Here is a 17,191-nt window from a genome sequence, read left to right as displayed (position 1 = left end):
GTCAATCGATCCTGATGCGGCCGCGCCCCGCCTTCACGGCGCTGCGGCCCTTTTTCGCGTCCACCCGTCGCGCCTTGGCGGCCTTGGAGGGCTTGGTCTTGACCCGCCGTGCCTCGCGTTCCTCGGCCTTGGCAAGCATTTCGGCGAGGCGATCGCGGGCGTCCTGCCGGTTCGCCTCCTGCGTGCGATAGCGCCGCGCGGTCAGCACGAGCGTGCCCGCGGCGGTCAGCCGGCTCCCGGCGATGACCTTGAGTCGCCGATAGGTTTCGGGATGCAGGCCGAGTCGGAAGATGTCGACGCGCAGCTGGCAGGCGGTCGCGACCTTGTTGACATTCTGTCCGCCCGGACCGGTCGCCGCGAGGAAGCGTTCTTCGATCGCTTCCTCCGGCACGGTCACCATGCGCCGAACCGGTCGGGAAACGGCGCCTCGGCCCGGATCGGCTCCTTGCCGGGGCGGGGGACGACGAGATCCGCGGCGTGGAGCAGCATGCCCGCGCGGTCGGCCCGGCCGTAGACCGGGTCGCCGACGACGGGCGCCGAGAGCGCGCTCGCTGCGTGGACCCGGATCTGGTGCGTGCGGCCGGTCGCGGGGCGGAACTCGACGAGGGTGCGGCCGCCCCGCTGCTCCAGTGCCCGCCAGCGGGTCAGGGCCGCCTTCCCCCTGTCGTCCGGAACCATCCGCCAGCCGGCTTCCGCCGTGCTGACCTTGAGCAGCGGCAGGGCGATCTCTCCTTCCCCCGACACTGATCCTTCGAGCACCGCCAGATACCGCTTCTCGACGACGCCGGACTCGAACGCCTGCTGATAGCGTGCCTGCGCCTTCGGATTGCGGGCGAGGAGCAGGCATCCGCTGGTGTCGCGATCCAGCCGGTGCACCGCGATCGGCCATCGCTGGAAGCCGAAGCGCAGCGAGTCGAGATGGTTCTCCAGACTGATCGATCCATCGCGCGGACGGTCGACGGGGAGCCCGGCGGGCTTGTCGATCACCAGGGCCTCGCCATCGATGAAGAGTACGCGTTCGCCTTCCATGGCCGCTCCCTTGCCACCCTATGCACCGCCATGCCAGAGGCGCGGACGCGATGCTCGCCCTCTTCCTCGCCCAGCTCGCCCAGGCCGCTGCGCCGGCCCCCGCCGGCGACGGCCGGCTGCTCGGCCACTTTCCCTATGGCGACGCGGCTCCCGGCGATCTCGTCGACGCGCCGCCGGGCTTCGCCCTGCACGCGTGCCGGATCCGCCGCGAAGTCTATCCCGACCTGGTGAGATTGCTCGCCGCGGCGGCGGCCGATCCCGAGGTCGGCGGCACGATCCGCGGCCTGTCCTGCCACCGGTCCATCCCGCGGCAGGGCGGCGTCTTCGCGGGCGGCGGGCAGGGGGATGCCGCGGAGCGCGCGATCTCCGTCGCCCCGCCCGGGCATACCGAACACAGTACGGGCTATGCCATCGACTTCGCCATCCGGCCGTCATCCGGCTGTCCCGACGCGGAGGCCTGCGTGGCGGCCCTGCCGGCGGCGCGCTGGCTCGTCCGCCATGCGCCGCGCTTCGGCTTCGAGCTCAGCTTTCCGCCGGGCAACCGTCAGCAGGTGAAGTGGGAGCCATGGCACTGGCGCTGGGTGGGGGCTGGCGCCGACACGCCGGGCGCGGCCCGTGCCCGGCTGATCTTCGCCAAGGCGCGCGCGACCTTTCCGGCCGAGCCCGGGATCTACCCGCCGCTCCGGATCGTCCTGACCGCCCAGCCGTCGCCGCCGGCGACAGCGGCGGCGCCGCCGCCCGAGACGAAGCCCCGGCGACGGCGCCGCTGATCCGATGTCGCGTGGCGAGGCGACGGTATCGCGGTCGGATCAGCCGGCCAGCTTGGCGGCGGTCTCGGCGATACGCTTGCCCTGATAGCGAGCGCCGTCGAGTTCGATCTGGGTCGGCTGGCGGCTGCCGTCGCCGTCGGCGATGGTCGAGGCACCATAGGGCGTACCGCCTTGGACGGTGTCCACGCCCTGAAGCCCCGCATAGCCATAGTCGAGACCGACGATCGTCATGCCGTGATGCAGCAGGTTGGTGATGATCGAGAAGAGCGTCGTCTCCTGCCCGCCATGCTGGCTGGCGGTCGAGGTGAAGGCGCCGCCGACCTTGCCGACGAGTCCACCGCGCATCCAGAGGCCGCCGGTCGTGTCCCAGAAGGCGGCCATCTGGCTCGGCATCCGGCCATAGCGGGTCGGTGCACCGACGATGATCGCATCATATTGGGCGAGCGCATCGGGCCCCTCGATCTCGGGATGCGCCGTATCGGTCTTGAAGTGCGCCGCCTCGACAATCTCCTGAGGCGCGGTCTCGCGCACGCGCCGGATGTCCACGTCGGCGCCGCCGGCCCGTGCGCCCTCGGCGACGGCATCGGCCATCTGCTCGATATGGCCGTATGAGGAGTAATAAAGAACAAGAACCTTGGTCATGCGGATAGCTCCCTCTGGGATCGGGTCGGGCAAGGCCGCCCCGGCCGGTATCGACCGGGGCGGAAGGACTGCGGATTACTCGGCGTCGACCAGGACGATCTCGGCATCCTCGACGGCGGCGATGGTGAAGGTACCGGCCGACAACGCAGCTCCGTCGCGAGCGTTCACCGTCTCGCCGTCGATCGTGACCGCGCCGACCGCCGGAACGAGATAGGCATGGCGGCCCGGCGCGACCTGATGGGTCACCGTTTCACCCGCCTTCAGCGTCGCCGCGAGGACCCGCGCCTCCGCCCGGATCGGCAGCGCGCCTTCCTCACCCTGATCCTCGGCAAAGCCGCTGGCGAGGACCGTCAGCTGCCCCGCGCGATCGCCCTTGGGGAAGGGACGGGCGCCCCAGCCGGGCTCGCCGCCCTTGGTGGTCGGCTCGATCCAGATCTGGAAGATCGTGGTGGGCACGTCCTCGAGATTGTACTCGGCATGGCGGACGCCCGATCCGGCGCTCATCACCTGGACGTCGCCGGCCTCGGTACGGCCCTTGTTGCCCAGCGAGTCCTGGTGGGTGATCGCGCCGGTCCGGACATAGGTGACGATTTCCATGTCGCGGTGCGGATGCGGCGGGAAGCCGGTCTGCGGTGCGATCACATCGTCGTTCCACACGCGGATGGCGCCCCATCCCATCCGATCGGGATCGTAATAGCTGGCGAAGGAGAAATGATGCCGCGCGTCCAGCCAGCCATGGTCGGCATGGCCCAGCGTTTCGAAGGCGCGGCGATCGATCTTGGTACGGATGTCGGTCATCGGAAGAACACTCCCTTGGTGTTGCCGCCAAGATAGGTGCCGCGATTGGGACGTAAACGGAAACGATGGAAAACGATCGTTTCGGATTATAGTATGGGCTCGAGGAGAGTCGACGATGCGCCTGCCTGATCTGGAAGCTTGGGCGATCTTCGCCGCCGTGGCCGATCACCAATCGTTCAGCGGGGCGGCCGATGCGATCGGCCTGTCGAAGGCGACGGTGTCGAAGGCGGTGTCGCGGCTGGAGCAACAGCTCGGCCAGTCGCTGTTCCACCGCACCTCTCGCCGTCTCGCCCTGACCGAGGCCGGTAAGCCGCTCGCGGACCATGCGCGGCGCATGGTGGGAGAGGCGCGGGCCGCGGAGGAGGCGGCCCGGGACGCCGCCAGCGCGCCCCAGGGGACCGTGCGGGTGGCCGCGCCGATGAGCTTCGGGGTGGCGAATGTCGCGCCGCTCGTGGCCGAATTCCTGACCCGGCACCCGGCGGTCGATATCGACCTTCATCTGTCCGACGCGCGGGTCGACATCGTCGCCGAGGGATTCGACATCGCGTTGCGGATCGGCGAGCTCGCCGACAGTTCGCTGCGCGGCCGGCGACTGTGCGGGATCGCGACGCATATCGTGGCGGCGCCAGCCTATCTCGCTGCCGCCGGCCAGCCCGGCCATGCGGCCGAACTGTCCCACCACCGCATGCTCCGCTACGCGAACATCCTCGGCCCCTGGCGGTTTCGCGGTCCCGACGGGCAGGAGGTGGCGGTCCGGCCCGACGGCCCCCTCAACGCGAACAGCGGCGACGCGCTGGTCCCTGCGCTGGTCGCGGGGCTCGGCATCGCCGCCCTGCCGGGCTTCATCGTCGGTCCGCATCTGCAGAGCGGCGCGCTGGTCGCGATCCTACCGGACTGGACGCCGCCGCCCGTCAGCCTGCATCTGCTGACTCCGCCCAGCCCCCTGCGGCCGGCGCGTGTCGAGGCATTGATCGCGTTCTTCGCGGAGCGGCTGCGCGATCCCTGTGCCGAAGCGCTGAAGACGCACGCCGGGCAGCCGGCCTTCGCCCATGGGTGAGGCGTCCTTGCGCCCATATACCGCGGGCTGGGTCGATACGCGTCCCTGCGGCGTTGCACGCGCATGAACGATCCTTCGTCCGAATCGCCGCCCCCGAGAGACCGTTCCCGCCTTGCTCCCGATGCGGCCGATGCCCGCTTCGTCAGGCGCGTGGTGCTGCTGATCGTCATTTTGGCGGTGGCGGCGGCGCTCTACCGCGCCAGCAACCTGCTCATCCTTCTGTTCGGCTCGGTGCTCGGCGCGATCGTCATCCACGCGGTAGCCGGGCTCTGGCGCGAGGCTCTCGGCGTGTCGCGACGGGCGGGGCTGGCCCTCGGCTATGCGACCGTCCTTGCGGTGCTCGGCTTCCTCGTCTGGCTGTTCGCGGTCGAGTTCCGCCAGCAGGTCAACATCCTCGTCACGCATTTGCCGACGCTGCTGGACCAGCTCGATGCCTGGGCCTCGCAATCCCCGGTCGGCGCGAAGATCGCGGACGCCGTCCGGCAGGCCTATGCCGGCAGCCGGGCGGCACAGGACGTCAGCGGACTGGTCGAAGGGGGAGGCGAGTTCATCCTCAACTGCCTTCTGCTTCTCGTCGGCGCGCTCTTCCTCGCCGCGGATCCCAAGGTGTACGAGCGCGGTCTGCTGCTCCTCGTTCCGCCGTCCAAGCGTGCGCCGTTCGAGGATGCGCTGTTCGACGTCGGGCGCACCCTTCGCCTGTGGCTGGGCTCGCAGCTGATCCTGATGACGAGCATGGGCGTGCTGGTCGGGCTGGGACTATGGATCGCCGGCGTGCCCTCGGCGGCGGCGCTGGGTCTGCTGGCCGGCCTTTCCGAGTTCATCCCCTATGTCGGGCCCACCGCAGCGATGATCCCCGCCCTGGGTCTGGGCGCGACGGTCGGGACCGGGCCGGTGATCGGCGCGCTCGTGACCTATGCCCTGGTCCGGCTGGTGCAGACCAACTTCATCACGCCCTATGTCCAGCAACGGGTGATCGCGATCCCGCCGGCGGTCACGGTCTTCGCGATCATCGGCGTCGGCGTGATCTTCGGCTTGTTCGGCCTGTTCTTCTCGGCGGCGCTGCTCGTCGTCTTCTTCACCCTGGTTCGCAGCCTCTACTTGCGCGAAGTGCTGGGCGAGGACATTCCGCGGGCGGAGCACGACCGGCTGCTGCCGCCACGGAATATGCCTGACCGGGGCGCTTAACTGCGAATTAACCTTTTGCCTTCAGATGTCCTTTGGTTAATGAATCAGACCGGCCATGCGTCCACGGCGTGCGGCTGCCAAAAACCGGGGAATGGTTGATGCGCGTGCTGCTGATCGAGGACGAGCCGACGACTGCCAAGGCGATCGAGCTGATGCTCCATGCCGAAGGTTTCAACTGCTACACCACCGACTTGGGCGAAGAAGGCCTCGATCTCGGCAAGCTCTACGATTACGATATCATTCTGCTCGATCTGAACCTGCCGGACATGCACGGCTATGACGTGCTCAAGAAGCTTCGGGTGGCGCGGGTGACCACTCCGGTGCTGATCCTGTCGGGCATCAACGAGATGGATTCGAAGGTGCGCAGCTTCGGCTTCGGCGCCGACGACTATGTCACCAAGCCCTTCCACCGCGAGGAGCTGATCGCCCGTATCCATGCGGTGGTGCGCCGGTCCAAGGGGCATTCGCAGTCGGTGATCCGCACCGGCAAGCTGGCGGTCAATCTGGATGCCAAGACCGTCGAGGTCGATGGCGCCCGGGTTCACCTGACCGGCAAGGAATATGCGATGCTGGAGCTGCTGTCGCTCCGCAAGGGCACCACGCTGACGAAAGAGATGTTCCTCAACCATCTCTATGGCGGCATGGACGAGCCGGAACTGAAGATCATCGACGTCTTCATCTGCAAGCTGCGCAAGAAGCTGTCGATGGCCTGCGAGGGCGAGAACTATATCGAGACCGTGTGGGGCCGCGGCTATGTGCTGCGCGAGCCCGGCGAGGTGGTGGCGACCGCGGTCGCCTGACCCCAAGAGTCCCGAACGATCGACGTGGCGGCGGGCCCTCAGCGCCCGCCGAACGTCACCAGGCTTTCCGCGCCGTCCCGGCCGATCGCCGATACCCCGACGAAATGATCGTCCACCGGCGTCTGGCTCAGGATGGTGGACGTTCCGGTCACCTCGCGACAGGCCGTCCAGTCGGCGGCATCGGTCCGCCGCCACGAGACCCGGTAGCGGCTCGCGCCCGGCACCGCCGGCCAGCTGACATCGGTGTCGCGCGACAGGGCGCCCTTGATCGTGACGCTGTTCGGTGCCGCAGGCGCGGCCGCGAGGCGGGCCAGCGTCGCCATGTTGATCGCCGTCACCTTCGCCAGATAGCCGAAGTCCATCCGGTCGATCGTGTCCCCATAGACGACGCCCCTGTCGGTGCGCAGGTCCTGATGCTGCGCGTCCCAGTTCTCGTTGGCGACCGAAAAGCGGACGGCAGGATATCCGAGCTTCAGGAACGGCTCGTGGTCGCCGCCGCGTCCGAAGCGGTCCGGCCGCCGGTCGATGAAGACGTCCAGCCCGAATCGCCCCTTGGCGGCGATGCCGTCGATCGCCTTCGCCAGCGCGCGGCTCGGCCCGTCGTCCTCGCCGCCATTGCCGCGCCGGACGAGCTGCGCGGGATTGTCTTCAGAGGCACGGATGCCTTCGGAAAATACCCGCACCCACCGGCTTTCCCGAACGCCCCCCTGGCCGACCGTATTGCCGACGATGTCGTTGTTTAGCATCGCCGACACCTGCCAGCCGCGAGCCTTGGCCGTCTCCGCCAGCAGGGTCGCGCCCCACAGGCCCTGCTCTTCGCCGGAGAAGATCGCGTAGACGATCGTCGCGTCGAACTGGCGCCCGGCAAGATTGCGCGCCGCTTCGAGAACCAGCGCCACGCCGGAGGCGTCGTCGTTCGCGCCGGGCGCATCGCTGGTCGCGTCCATGACATCGGTGACGCGGCTGTCGATATGCGCGCCGACGATCACCACCCGATTGGGATCACGGCCCGGCTGGATGCCCAGGACATCCTCGACCACCACGCCGCCCGGCGCCCGCGGGCCGGTGAAGCGACGCTCGATCCGCTCCACCTTGATGCAACCGCCACAGCGTCGGCCGATCTGCTCGAACTGCGCGGCTGCCCAGTTCCGGGCCGCCCCGATGCCGCGCCGCGGATCGGATGTGGTGGAGGCGGTGTGCCGGGTCCCGAAGCCGACCAAAGTGGCGACGTCGGACCGCATCCGGGTCGTGGAGGGGGAGGGAAGCGATGCGGCTGCCGAGGCGGCGATCAGTGACAGGATCATCCGCGGATCATGGCGGGCGAATCCAGCCGGCTCAAGCTGTTGCGGAATGACAAGGAAAAAGGACTGTCCAGGGCGGGACGTTCCATCGCGGCACAGCGCGAATTTTACCATCTTCGATCATGGTGCCGAATGGTGAATTGCGCGTTAACGAGGCCATGACCCAGCGCAGCCTCTCCCGACGCCTCGTCCTGACCAATGAAGGGGCTCGCCATCCGTTCCGCCGGGCCTTGCCGCCGGTGCGCCTGCCCGTGGCGACTCCCAGCGACGATCAGGACGTCAAGCTGTTCATGCTGAGCTTCGCGGCCTTCTTCATCTGCTTCTACAGCTTCATCTTCTAGATCGGCCGTCGGGCTTAGCGGGCCTCGCCGTCCGCGCAGGGCAGGCAGGCATCTTCCCGGTCACAAACCTTGTGGAGCTTCCGGGCGATCGCCGCCGAGATCAGGCACATGCCCGCCACAAGGAAGAGCATATCCTCTGAACTGACGCCCAGTCCGCCGATCAGCAGCACCGCGATCGCGCCGAGCGTCATGGCACCGGCGTTGACGACATTGTTGGCGGCCACCGTGCGCGCGGTCTGATCCTTCGTCACCGTGGTGGTCAGAAAGGCATAGAGCGGCACGACGAACATGCCGCCGGTGATCGCGATGGCGAGCAGCGTGCCCAGAACCGCGATCGAGCCCGGATGGGCGAGAAAGGCGCCCCAGCCCAACAGCGTGCCCGGCGGCGCCGGTATCCAGTTGCGGGCGAGGAGCGAGAAGACGATGACGAAGGCGCCCATCGCGATCACCGAGGCCGGCGCGTAGCGCGCGGAGATCCGTCCCTTCAGCATCGTGTTGATGACGACCGATCCGATCGCGACGCCGACCGAGAAGACGGCGATGACGCCGCTCGCCACCCGTTCGTCGGCGGTCAGCACGTTTTTGACGAGCGGCGGAAAGACGATGATGAGGACCGATCCGATCGTCCAGAAGAAGCTGATCGCACAGATCGCCAGGAACAGCCGCGGGATGTGCATGGTGGCCGAGATGAGCCGCCACGAAGCGGTGAAGGGATTGTAGTTGAGTTTGAGCGGTGGCCCCTCGGCCGGCGCCGGCGGTACCTGGCGGCCGACCGCGAAGCCGATCGCGGCGATGCCCAGCACGGTCGCCGCCGCGGTCTCGATGCGGATCCAGCCGGCCAGCACGGTGCCGGCGAGGATCGCAAGATAGGTGCCGGCCTCGACCAGCCCGGTCCCGCCGAGAATGTCGCATGGCGCGAGATGCTGCGGCAGGATCGCGTATTTGATCGGTCCGAAAAAGGTCGAATGGATGCCGAGCAGCAAGACCGCGCCGAGCATCAGGGCGAGGCCGGCGGTCCGGTAGCCGTTCTGCGCCAGGAGCAGGCCGCTGGCTCCCACGGCCATGATCGCGATCTCCGCGGCCTTGACGATGCGGATGATGCGGGCCTTGTCGTAGCTGTCGGCCAGCTGGCCGGCGAGCGCGGACAGAAGGAAGAAGGGTAGGATCGAAAGGCCTGTCGCCAACGCGTTGAAATTGGCCTCGTGCCCGGCATCGTTGAAGATGGCGTAGGTCGCGAAGAGGACCATCGACGTCTTGAACAGATTGTCGTTGAACGCACCGAGGAACTGGGTGACGAACAGGGGCAGGAAGCGTCGCCGCTTCAGCAACCCCAACGCATTGATCATGAGTGCGCCTTGATGCGTTGAACCGGTGTCGCTTGTAGACGAGCAATGGCCGTCACGCCAAGGCTTTGCACGATCCGTCCCGGAAGCGCCGCCGCCGAAGCGGGCTTTGCGGACGCCGCGCGGCGGGATAGGGAAGTGCCGGCATGCTGACCCTGCCCAACCTTCTCACCCTGTCGCGCATCTGTGCGGTGCCGTTGCTCGTGGGACTTTTGTGGTGGCCGCAATGGGCGGCAGGCTACGCGATCGCCTTCGCCCTCTACTGCCTGATGGGCATCACCGACTATTTCGACGGCTATCTGGCGCGCGCCAACGGTGCGGTGTCGCGGCTGGGCGTGTTCCTCGATCCGATCGCGGACAAGATCATGGTGGCGGCGGTGATCCTGATGCTGGTCGGCACGCGCGACATCGCCGGCTTCAGCATCATCGCGGCGCTGGTGATCCTGTTGCGGGAGATCGCCGTGTCCGGCCTGCGCGAGTTCCTGGCGCCGTTGCACGTTTCGGTCCCCGTCTCGAAACTCGCCAAGTGGAAGACGACGCTCCAGCTCGTGTCGCTGGGTGCGCTGATCCTGGCCGGCGCCTTGCCGCACGCGCCCTGGATCGCGACGGTGGGTCTGGCCAGTCTGTGGGGCGCGGCGGTGCTGACCCTCGTCACCGGCTGGGACTATCTTCGCGTCGGCCTGCGGCACATGGATTGAGCGGAGCGATGCGAGTCCTGTATTTCGCCTGGGTCCGCGAGCGGATCGGAACCTCTGAGGAAGTCGTCGATCCCCCTGCCGGCGTGGAAACGGTGGCGGATCTGATCGGCTGGCTTGCCGGTCGCTCGGACGGGCATGGCCTGGCCCTGGCGGCACCGGATCGGCTGCGCGCCGCGCTCGACCAGGCGTTCGTTCCGCTCGACACGCCGCTGGGTGACGCATCCGAGGTCGCGATCTTTCCCCCGGTGACGGGCGGATGATCCGCATCCTCGTCAGTCCGGCGATCATCGACCTCTCGGTGGAGATGGACAGGATCGAGGCCGGACATAGTGCCGGCGCGATCGCGACCTTCACGGGCCTGGTGCGGGCGGACGCGAAGGCGGAAGGCAAGGTCGAGACACTCGAACTCGAACATTATCCCGGTGCGACCGAGGCGGCGCTGCACGCCCTTGCCGGCGAGGCGGAAGCCCGTTGGTCGCTGTCCGGTGCCACGATCGTGCACAGGGTCGGAATGATGGCTCCAGGCGACCGGATTGTCTTCGTCGGGACGGCCGCGGCCCATCGCGGCGCGGCGCTCGATGCCTGTGCGTTCCTGATCGATCGGCTGAAGACCGATGCGCCCTTCTGGAAGCGCGAGACCTCCGGGGGGGAGGCGCGGTGGGTCGAGGCGCGCGCCAGCGACGACCGTGCGGCCGAGCGCTGGCGCGACGCCTGACGATCAGCCCAATTTGGGCAGGCTGATGCCGTTCGTCGAATGGATCACGCCGTTGGTCTGGCGAAGGTCCGGCTTGTCGACATAGCTCTTGTTGCCGACGGCGTCGGTCAGCAGGATCGCATTATTCTCCAGCGAGGCGGTGATCGCCTGGCCCGAAAGGGTGTTGAGCGTGGCCTTGCCGCCGCCCGCCTGGATGGCTGCCCGCAGCTGGTCCGAGGTCATGGCGCCGGCGACGACATGGTTCTTCAGGATCGTAGTCAGGCTGGCGACATTGGCCGGCGCGAGGAGCGTGTCGAGCGTGCCTGCGGGGAGCAGCGCGAACGCCGCATCGTTCGGCGCGAAAACGGTGAAGGGACCCGGACCTGCAAGCGTTGCGTCGAGCTTTGCGGCGACGAGCAGGCGCTGCAGGGTCTTGTGGTCCGGGGAGGCCGCGACGGCCGCGGCGATCGTGGTGCTGGCTGCCGGAGCCGGCGTCGCCGCCGGGGCGGCGGGCGTCGTCGTCTGCGCGGGTGCGGTCGTCTGAGCCGCCGGGGTCGCGGCGGTGGTGTGGGCGGCGTGGTTGGTGGCGGTTTGCGCCAGCGATGGCACGGCCAGCGTGGCGGCGATCGCCGTGGTCAGGGCAAGAGTGAGACGCATCATAGACTCCCGAGTCATTGATTTGGGTCTGTTCCACGCCCGAGCGCGCGGATCGTTCCCTGCGTCTGCGCGAGACGGCGGTCCGATCGGCCTAGCCGATATCGGCCAGTACGCCGGCCAGGAGCCGGAAATCGCTCTCGCGCGGAGAGGCGCGCCGCCAGACCAAGGCGACCTGCCGCACCGCACTGGCTTCACCCAGCGGCCGCGCCGTGATGCTGGTGTGATCGAGGATGCCGGCCTTCAGCGCCATTTCCGGCAGCACGGTGACACCCAAGCCGTTATCGACCATCTGGACGATCGTGTGCAGCGACGTTCCGAGCATCGTCGCGCCCGCGCGGAGGTCCGGCCGGTTGCAGGCCGCCAAGGCGTGGTCCTTCAGGCAGTGACCGTCTTCCAGCAGCAACAGGCTGTCGGCGTCGATCGTATCGGGATCGACGGTCGCTGGGATATCCTCGCCCTCGTCCTGGAAGGCGAGGAAGAGGCGATCGTCGAACAGCGGCATGCTCGCCACCTCGCCGCAGGCGAAGGGCAGGGCGAGCAGGACGCAGTCGGTCCGCCCGGCATGCAGCCCCTCGCAGGCCGCCGCGCTCGATTCCTCCCGCAGGAACAGCTTGAGCTCGGGATAATCCCGCCGCAGCCGCGGCAGGATGCGGGGCAGCATGAAGGGCGCGATGGTGGGAATGACGCTCATCCGCATTTCGCCCGTCAGGGGCCGGCCGGCGGCGCGGGCGAGATCGCCCAGCTCCTCCGCCTCGCGCAGAACGCGACGCGCCTTGGCAACGAAGCGTTCGCCCAGCGGCGTGAAGCGGACCACCCGACGGGTGCGTTCGACCAGGACGACCCCGATCAGCGTCTCGAGATCGCGCAGGCCGGCGGACAATGTCGACTGGGTGACGAAGCACGCCTCCGCGGCCCGGCCGAAATGGCCATGGTCGCGCAATGCGACAAGATATTGAAGCTGTTTAAGCGTCGGCAGATAGGTGGCGGCCATGGCCGCATCGCTAGCCTAGCCGTGCAGCGCGCGCCACAGTCCGAACAGGCTGGTGACGATCAGGACGATGCCCACCATCAGCATCAGGCGGCGCGCCGGAACCCGCTTGGCCAGCATCGCGCCGAACGGCGCTGCCAGCACCCCGCCGATCAGCAGTCCGGCAGTGGCCGTCGTGAAGGCCGCCCAGCCGAGCTGGCTGAGGAAGGTCGCCGAGATGGTGACGGTGACAAAGAACTCCGCGGTATTGACCGAGCCGATCGTCGTCCGCGGGCTGGCGCCCTGCACCAGCAGATTGGACGTCACCACCGGGCCCCAGCCGCCGCCGCCCGCCGCGTCGAGAAAGCCGCCGGCGAGACCCAGCGGCTCCACGATCTTCGGCTCGCGCGCGACCGGGGGATAATGGAGGCTGCGCCACAGGAGGTAGAGGCCGATGCCGGTCAGATAGGCCAGGATGAAGGGCTTGGCGATCGCCGCATCGATGTTCGACAGGACATAGGCGCCCAGGACGCCGCCGATCACGCCGGGTATCATGATGCGCAGGAACAGCCGCCAGTTGACGTTGCGATGGGCGACATGGCTGACGCCCGACACGGCCGTCGTGAAGGCCTCGACCGTGTGCACGCCGGCGGAGGCCGCCGCGGGCGGCACGCCGATCCACAGGAGCGCCGTGTTCGAGATCACGCCGAACGCCATGCCCAGCGCACCGTCGACGACCTGCGCGGCGAAACCGATCAAGATGAAGGGCAGGATCTGCGAGACGTCGAAACTGGCAAGATCGGGCATGAGGTTCCTTTCGTGGCGGCCAACGTGCCGGCCGGCGCGAATATCCACAAGGAAGATAGGCTATCGCGCCGCACAAGCCGGGCCATTGCCGCCTCGCGGGCGGCATCCTAGATGAGTTCGCATCCGGCGCCGCCAGAATGCGCCAGGGGGAGCATCCATGGCCGGTCGCCTCGTCGCCTATCTCGATTCCATCCGCGCCCGCGACCCGGCTCCGCGCAGCCGCTGGGAGGTGCTGACCTATCCCGGCGTCTGGGCGTTGATCGGGCATCGCATCGCGCATCGGCTCTTCATCGCCCGGTTTTTCCTGCTGGCGCGGATCGTCAATCACTGGACCCGGGCCTGGACCGCGATCGACATCCATCCGGGTGCCCGGATCGGTCGCAACTTCTTCATCGACCACGGGTTCGTCGTCATAGGCGAGACGGCGGAGATCGGTGACGACGTGACCATCTACCAATGCGTGACGCTCGGCGGGACGAGCCCGGACAACGGCGTTGGCGGCAAGCGGCATCCGACGCTGCTCGATGGGGCGATCGTCGGCTCCGGCGCACAGGTCCTGGGGCCGATCACCGTCGGGCGCGGCGCACGGGTCGGTGCCAATGCCGTGGTCACCCGCGACGTTCCCGATGGCGCGGTGATGGTCGGCATCCCCGCCCGCCCGGTCGTGGTCGAGGGGGGCACCCAGCCCAAGCCGGAATTTCTGCCCTACGGAACCAAGTGCGCCGAGACCTTCGATCCGGTAACGCAGAAGACCGAACTTCTCCGCTGCGAGGTCGAGCAGCTCCGGCGCCGGCTGGACGCGTTGCTTGCCGAACGAGAGGGGCAGGGCGGCCTGATCAATGATTCCGGGGAGCGCGACCGGGCCTGATGGGCGTCCTTCCGTTTCCCAAACGCGGCGAGCAGCAGGTCGGCTTCGACCGGGTCGAGCTTGGCCGGATCCTGGATCTCTACGGGCGCATGGTCGCGGCCGGACATTGGCGGGACTATGCGATCGAGCTCGGCCGTGATGCGGCCGTCTTCTCCGCCTTCCGCCGGACCGCCGAGCGTCCCGAAATCCGTATCGAGAAGCGACCGGCCCTACGTCAGCGCCAAGGTATGTGGGCGTTGATCGGGGAGGCGGGTGCGGTGCTCAAGCGCGGGCACGAGCTCAACCCGATCCTCGCGCCTGTCGAACGCCGGCTGGTGAAGCTCGTCGACGAATAGCCTCTGTTTTATGCAAGCGAAGCGGCCGTCGCCGGACGCGATCAGTCTGCCGTATCGATAAACCAGCGGTCCTCGCCCTCCAGCCCGATCGCAGTGAGGCGGCCCGATTGGTAGGCGCCGGTGTCGATGCCGATGCGGGCCGGAGTCTGCTGGACGGTCTCGGCGATGGTGTGACCGTGCACGATCACCTTCTCGAGCGGTCTGGCATGCGACAGGAAGGGTTCGCGGATCCAGCGAAGGTCGCTGCGGCGCTGCTCCGCGAGCGGCACCTCCGGCTGGACGCCGGCATGAACGAAGGCATAGTCGCCGATGATCACCATGTCCTCGAACGCTTCGAGGAAGCGCCGGTGCGCGGCAGGCACCAGACGAATCATCTCGGCCTGCAATTCGGGATAGTCGAGCGCGTTATAATCCTCGGGCGTCATGCCGTAGCTCAGCACCGTCTCGCGGCCACCCGCACGGGTGAACAATTTCAGCAGCTTGACGTCACCGTCCAGCGCACCGAGGAAAATCTCCTCATGGTTGCCGGCAATGAAGTGCAGCCGTCCGCCATCGGCTCCGAGGGTCATCAGCTGGTCGATCACGGTTGCCGAGGCCGGACCCCGATCGACCAGATCGCCCAGGAAGACCAGCGTCGTGTCGGCCGGCGCGCGCGCGGCGTCGTCGGCGTGGATCAGGCGCAGCAGCCGGCCGAGCTCGTCGGCGCAGCCATGGATGTCACCGATCGCGTAGACCCGCTGACCGGGGGGCACGGATGGCCGAGGGTCATGGCGGCGGCTGGCCTTCAGCAATTTGCGCAGCATCGTGGCGGTGTCGTATCCAATAGTCCTTCACCCCGCCCGCACCGGCGACGTCGGCGATGATGTCGGCAATCCGCCGACCCGCCAGTCCGTCACCATAAGGAGAGCAGGGTCGCGCCATGGCAGCATGGGCAGCCATGTCGTCTAGCAGAGCAACCCCTTCCCGGACAATCCGTTCCTCGTCCGTCCCAATGAGCCGCGCGACACCGGCGGCCACGCCCTCCGGTCGTTCCGTCGCATCGCGGAGGACGAGCACCGGCTTGCCGAGCGCCGGCGCCTCTTCCTGAAGGCCGCCGGAGTCCGTGATGACGAAGTGGCAGGCCGAAAGCGCACGGACGAGATCGGGATAGTCGAGCGGTTCGGTCAGGCTGACGGCGGGGACGCCGCCCAGCACGGCCAGCAGCGGCTCGCGGACCGCCGGGTTCGGTTGCATCGGCAGCATCACTCTAACGTCCCCCCGGTCGGCGAGCCGCCCGATGGCTCGCGCGATACGGGGGAGGTGCGGCCAGTTTTCGCGCCGGTGCAGCGTCGCGAGGATCAGGCGGCGACCGTCGCCGCCCGCGGGAGCGTCTCCCATGCGCTCGCGCATCCAGCCCAAGGCATCGACGACCGTGTTGCCGGTCAGATATATTCTCCCATGGACCTGTTCGCGATCGAGATTTCTGCGCGCTTGCTCGGTCGGTGCGAAGTGGAGGTCGCAATAGCCGGCGATGGCGCGCCGATAGCCTTCCTCGGGCAGGGGATGGCGCGCGTTGCCCGACCGCAAGCCGGCCTCGACATGACCGACGCTGATCGCGCGATGATAGGCCGCCGTTGCGCCCGCCAGGGCGCTCGCCGTATCGCCCTGTACCAGCACGAGATCGGGTCGCACCGCGTCGAGCTGCGCGCCGATGCCCGTCAGCAACCAGGCGACCAGCCGGTCGAGCGTCTGCCCGGGCGGCGGCGGAGGGAGGCGGCGATCGGGCGGAATCCCGAACAGGTCGAGCAGCCGGTCGACGATCGCGCCATGCTGACCGGTCGCCAGGATCACCGCCGTGACGGTCGCGTGCTCGCGAAGCGCGTGGACCACGGGCGCCATCTTGATCGCCTCCGGTCTGGTGCCGATCACGACGAGGATCTTTGTCATAGCTGCGCCCTGCGCTGCTCTGGCTTAAAGCCATCTCAACGGAGTTGGGGCTAGGCGGCGGCGCGGTACGCAGATAAGCGCCTGCCGATCGATCGTCCGTGGAGATTCCCGTTGACCGTCAAGCCCGTGAAGAAAGCCGTATTCCCCGTCGCCGGCCTCGGCACCCGGTTCCTTCCGGCGACGAAGGCGATGCCGAAGGAGATGCTGACGGTCGTCGACAAGCCGCTGATCCAATATGCGGTCGAGGAGGCACTGGAGGCCGGGATCGAGCAGATCATCTTCGTGACCGGACGCGGAAAGAGCGCGCTGGAGGATCATTTCGACGTCTCCTACGAGCTGGAGGCGACGATGAAGGCGCGGGGCAAGTCGATGCACCTCATCGAGGGCATCCGGCAGAAGCCGGGCAGCCCCGTCTATGTCCGCCAGCAGGAGCCGCTCGGCCTCGGTCACGCCGTCTGGTGCGCCCGGGAGATCGTGGGCGACGAGCCGTTCGCCGTCTTGCTGCCGGACGAGCTGATGGTCGGTGGTTTCATGCGCCAGATGGTCGAGGCCTATAATCAGGTCGGCGGGAATGTGATCGGCGCCCTGGAGGTGCCGGACAGCGAGACCGACAAATACGGAATCATTTCTCCGGGCCAGCGCGACGGGCGACTGACCGAGGTGCTGGCGCTCGTCGAGAAGCCGAAGGGCAAGGCGCCGTCGAACCTGATGATTCCCGGCCGCTACATCCTACAGCCTGAGGTCATGAAGATCCTGGATGCGCAGGAGCCGGGCGCCGGGGGCGAAATCCAGCTGACCGATGCCATGGCGAAGCTGATCGGCACGCAACCGTTCCACGGCTTCACCTTCGACGGTGCGCGCCATGACTGCGGCGACAAGGCGGGTTGGGTGCAGGCGAACATCGCCCTGGCGCTCGCGCGGGAGGACATCGGGTCTGCCGTTCGGGACTATGTCCGGGCGCTGATCGGCTGAT

At 68.0% G+C, this 17,191-nt stretch carries 22 protein-coding genes; 11 read left to right on the top strand and 11 right to left on the bottom strand.

The features are described 5' to 3' along the window. Position 1: 1 nt before the first annotated feature. Both arfB and IEX18_RS01045 read right to left on the bottom strand, forming a co-directional pair. The gene (gene arfB, locus IEX18_RS01050) at positions 2-400 is read right to left on the bottom strand and encodes an alternative ribosome rescue aminoacyl-tRNA hydrolase ArfB (RefSeq protein ID WP_188656769.1); all 399 of its coding nucleotides are present in this window, start codon (positions 398-400) and stop codon (positions 2-4) included. Beyond that, complete coding sequence (locus IEX18_RS01045; RefSeq protein WP_188656768.1) at positions 394-1,029, bottom strand: RluA family pseudouridine synthase; 636 nt, start codon at positions 1,027-1,029, stop codon at positions 394-396. The genes arfB and IEX18_RS01045 overlap by 7 nt, the downstream gene beginning before the upstream one ends. Positions 1,030-1,079: 50 nt before the next feature. On the opposite strand from IEX18_RS01045, the gene IEX18_RS01040 reads away from it, so the two are divergent. Next, positions 1,080-1,799: a D-alanyl-D-alanine carboxypeptidase family protein gene (locus IEX18_RS01040; protein ID WP_229664286.1), complete on the top strand. Its 720-nt coding sequence runs from the start codon at positions 1,080-1,082 to the stop codon at positions 1,797-1,799. Between the two features lie 39 nt (positions 1,800-1,838). Here the strand turns inward: IEX18_RS01040 and wrbA are convergent, their stop codons facing one another. Both wrbA and IEX18_RS01030 read right to left on the bottom strand, forming a co-directional pair. Next, a complete protein-coding gene (gene wrbA, locus IEX18_RS01035) occupies positions 1,839-2,441 on the bottom strand; it encodes an NAD(P)H:quinone oxidoreductase (RefSeq protein ID WP_188656766.1) in 603 nt (200 codons plus the stop codon). A gap of 75 nt (positions 2,442-2,516) precedes the next feature. Continuing rightward, complete coding sequence (locus tag IEX18_RS01030; RefSeq protein ID WP_188656765.1) at positions 2,517-3,239, bottom strand: pirin family protein; 723 nt, start codon at positions 3,237-3,239, stop codon at positions 2,517-2,519. A gap of 115 nt (positions 3,240-3,354) precedes the next feature. Here IEX18_RS01030 and IEX18_RS01025 point away from each other — a divergent pair, with 115 nt between their 5' ends. From IEX18_RS01025 to ctrA, 3 genes are all read left to right on the top strand, one after another. Next, positions 3,355-4,296 (top strand): LysR family transcriptional regulator, encoded by a 942-nt coding sequence (locus IEX18_RS01025; RefSeq protein WP_188656764.1) that lies wholly within the window; start codon positions 3,355-3,357, stop codon positions 4,294-4,296. A 63-nt stretch (positions 4,297-4,359) separates the two neighbouring features. After that, on the top strand, positions 4,360-5,481 hold the full coding sequence (locus tag IEX18_RS01020) for an AI-2E family transporter (protein WP_188656763.1): 1,122 nt from the start codon (positions 4,360-4,362) through the stop codon (positions 5,479-5,481). 98 nt (positions 5,482-5,579) lie between these two features. After that, entirely contained in the window at positions 5,580-6,281 is a 702-nt protein-coding gene (ctrA, locus tag IEX18_RS01015; protein WP_188656762.1) for a response regulator transcription factor CtrA, read from the top strand. A 38-nt stretch (positions 6,282-6,319) separates the two neighbouring features. On the opposite strand, the gene IEX18_RS01010 is transcribed toward ctrA, so the two are convergent. Continuing rightward, entirely contained in the window at positions 6,320-7,585 is a 1,266-nt protein-coding gene (locus tag IEX18_RS01010; protein WP_188656761.1) for a M20/M25/M40 family metallo-hydrolase, read from the bottom strand. A gap of 155 nt (positions 7,586-7,740) precedes the next feature. On the opposite strand from IEX18_RS01010, the gene IEX18_RS01005 reads away from it, so the two are divergent. Beyond that, positions 7,741-7,923, top strand: coding sequence for a hypothetical protein (locus tag IEX18_RS01005; RefSeq protein WP_188656760.1), 183 nt, complete (start codon positions 7,741-7,743; stop codon positions 7,921-7,923). Between the two features lie 14 nt (positions 7,924-7,937). Here IEX18_RS01005 and IEX18_RS01000 read toward each other — a convergent pair whose 3' ends face one another. Next, the gene (locus IEX18_RS01000; protein WP_188656759.1) at positions 7,938-9,269 is read right to left on the bottom strand and encodes an MFS transporter; all 1,332 of its coding nucleotides are present in this window, start codon (positions 9,267-9,269) and stop codon (positions 7,938-7,940) included. A gap of 143 nt (positions 9,270-9,412) precedes the next feature. Here IEX18_RS01000 and pgsA point away from each other — a divergent pair, with 143 nt between their 5' ends. The 3 genes from pgsA to IEX18_RS00985 are packed head-to-tail and all read left to right on the top strand — an operon-like array spanning position 9,413 to position 10,679. Continuing rightward, a complete protein-coding gene (pgsA, locus tag IEX18_RS00995; RefSeq protein WP_188656758.1) occupies positions 9,413-9,964 on the top strand; it encodes a CDP-diacylglycerol--glycerol-3-phosphate 3-phosphatidyltransferase in 552 nt (183 codons plus the stop codon). 8 nt (positions 9,965-9,972) lie between these two features. After that, entirely contained in the window at positions 9,973-10,224 is a 252-nt protein-coding gene (gene moaD, locus IEX18_RS00990) for a molybdopterin converting factor subunit 1 (protein ID WP_188656757.1), read from the top strand. Beyond that, positions 10,221-10,679 carry a molybdenum cofactor biosynthesis protein MoaE gene (locus IEX18_RS00985; RefSeq protein WP_188656756.1) on the top strand — a complete coding sequence of 153 codons (459 nt, stop codon included), beginning with the start codon at positions 10,221-10,223 and terminating at the stop codon, positions 10,677-10,679. The genes moaD and IEX18_RS00985 overlap by 4 nt, the downstream gene beginning before the upstream one ends. A 3-nt stretch (positions 10,680-10,682) precedes the next feature. On the opposite strand, the gene IEX18_RS00980 is transcribed toward IEX18_RS00985, so the two are convergent. The 3 genes from IEX18_RS00980 to IEX18_RS00970 form a co-directional block, all read right to left on the bottom strand. Further along, positions 10,683-11,318: a fasciclin domain-containing protein gene (locus IEX18_RS00980; RefSeq protein ID WP_188656755.1), complete on the bottom strand. Its 636-nt coding sequence runs from the start codon at positions 11,316-11,318 to the stop codon at positions 10,683-10,685. 88 nt (positions 11,319-11,406) lie between these two features. Next, on the bottom strand, positions 11,407-12,306 hold the full coding sequence (locus IEX18_RS00975) for a hydrogen peroxide-inducible genes activator (protein WP_188656754.1): 900 nt from the start codon (positions 12,304-12,306) through the stop codon (positions 11,407-11,409). A 15-nt stretch (positions 12,307-12,321) separates the two neighbouring features. Further along, positions 12,322-13,089, bottom strand: coding sequence for a sulfite exporter TauE/SafE family protein (locus tag IEX18_RS00970; protein ID WP_188656753.1), 768 nt, complete (start codon positions 13,087-13,089; stop codon positions 12,322-12,324). A gap of 157 nt (positions 13,090-13,246) precedes the next feature. Between IEX18_RS00970 and epsC the strand changes: the two genes are divergently transcribed. Both epsC and IEX18_RS00960 read left to right on the top strand, forming a co-directional pair. Continuing rightward, positions 13,247-13,957, top strand: coding sequence for a serine O-acetyltransferase EpsC (gene epsC, locus IEX18_RS00965; RefSeq protein ID WP_188656752.1), 711 nt, complete (start codon positions 13,247-13,249; stop codon positions 13,955-13,957). Then, positions 13,957-14,292 carry a DUF2794 domain-containing protein gene (locus IEX18_RS00960; protein WP_188656751.1) on the top strand — a complete coding sequence of 112 codons (336 nt, stop codon included), beginning with the start codon at positions 13,957-13,959 and terminating at the stop codon, positions 14,290-14,292. The genes epsC and IEX18_RS00960 overlap by 1 nt, the downstream gene beginning before the upstream one ends. 41 nt (positions 14,293-14,333) lie before the next feature. On the opposite strand, the gene IEX18_RS00955 is transcribed toward IEX18_RS00960, so the two are convergent. Both IEX18_RS00955 and wecB read right to left on the bottom strand, forming a co-directional pair. Further along, positions 14,334-15,095, bottom strand: coding sequence for a metallophosphoesterase family protein (locus IEX18_RS00955; protein WP_188656750.1), 762 nt, complete (start codon positions 15,093-15,095; stop codon positions 14,334-14,336). Further along, positions 15,058-16,218: a non-hydrolyzing UDP-N-acetylglucosamine 2-epimerase gene (gene wecB, locus IEX18_RS00950; RefSeq protein ID WP_188656749.1), complete on the bottom strand. Its 1,161-nt coding sequence runs from the start codon at positions 16,216-16,218 to the stop codon at positions 15,058-15,060. Before wecB ends, IEX18_RS00955 begins: the two co-directional genes overlap by 38 nt. Before the next feature lie 111 nt (positions 16,219-16,329). On the opposite strand from wecB, the gene galU reads away from it, so the two are divergent. After that, positions 16,330-17,190 (top strand): UTP--glucose-1-phosphate uridylyltransferase GalU, encoded by an 861-nt coding sequence (galU, locus tag IEX18_RS00945; RefSeq protein WP_188656748.1) that lies wholly within the window; start codon positions 16,330-16,332, stop codon positions 17,188-17,190. Position 17,191 lies beyond the last annotated feature (1 nt).

The sequence above is a fragment of the Sphingomonas metalli genome, assembly GCF_014641735.1.
Classification (GTDB): Bacteria; Pseudomonadota; Alphaproteobacteria; order Sphingomonadales; family Sphingomonadaceae; genus Sphingomonas; species Sphingomonas metalli.
Note: the sequence above shows the minus strand (reverse complement) of the source record. Positions and strands in the feature narration are given on the sequence as shown.